The organism is Bradyrhizobium sp. NBAIM03 (assembly GCF_020194055.1).
GTDB lineage: Bacteria > Pseudomonadota > Alphaproteobacteria > Rhizobiales > Xanthobacteraceae > Bradyrhizobium > Bradyrhizobium yuanmingense.
Genome location: NZ_JADYVS010000102.1, coordinates 1 through 611, shown reverse-complemented (window position 1 = coordinate 611; position 611 = coordinate 1). Strand labels below are relative to the sequence as shown.

1 protein-coding gene is annotated in these 611 nt (G+C 66.3%); it reads right to left on the bottom strand.

The annotated features are described in order from the left end of the window. Positions 1-548 (bottom strand): DUF6671 family protein (locus I6F21_RS37580; RefSeq protein WP_346656861.1); only part of this gene is annotated, 548 nt, incomplete at its 3' end. Between the last annotated feature and the right edge of the window lie 63 nt (positions 549-611).

The window sequence follows — 611 nt, the reverse complement described above, 5'->3', positions numbered from 1 at the left end:
GCCTGGGCTTGGCAGGCGTCGAAGCAGTGCCGCAGCCGGTCCCAGTCCGCGATGCCTTTGTGCATGCGGGTGTCGTCCTGGCTCTCCGGGCGCATCACCAGCTGTTGCTGCGGGAAGCCCTCGCGCTGCGCAAATGCCTCCACGGCACTCCAGTTATCGCTCAGCAGGTGCCCGCTGCGCGCAGGCCCTTGTGCCATGCCGACGACTTCGATGCCCATGCGGTCGTCCAGCCAGGCGATCAGCTCCACGTTCCAGGGCACCATTCCTGTGAACGGATCGGGACCAAAGCTGCCCTCGCTGGCCAGGCCGGCATCGAGGCCGGAGAGCTCCATGCCCTTGCGGGCTTTGCGCCGTGCTGCATCCAGTTGCGAGCCCGCACGTGCCGTTTCGCGGGTGAAGGTGCCCAGCAGGTCGGTATCGAACCCGCTGACATGTTCAATCGTGCAACCCAGACCCGGCTCCAGCGCGGGCGCGATGACCCGCTCCTTGCCATGCTGGGTCAGCAAGGCGATGCGGCGGTCTGCATAGGGGCGTGCACTGGGGTTCATCACCAGTTCTCCGTGTGCAGGGGCTCCCAGAGACCCTGGTCATAGCGCATAAGGTCGGTGCCT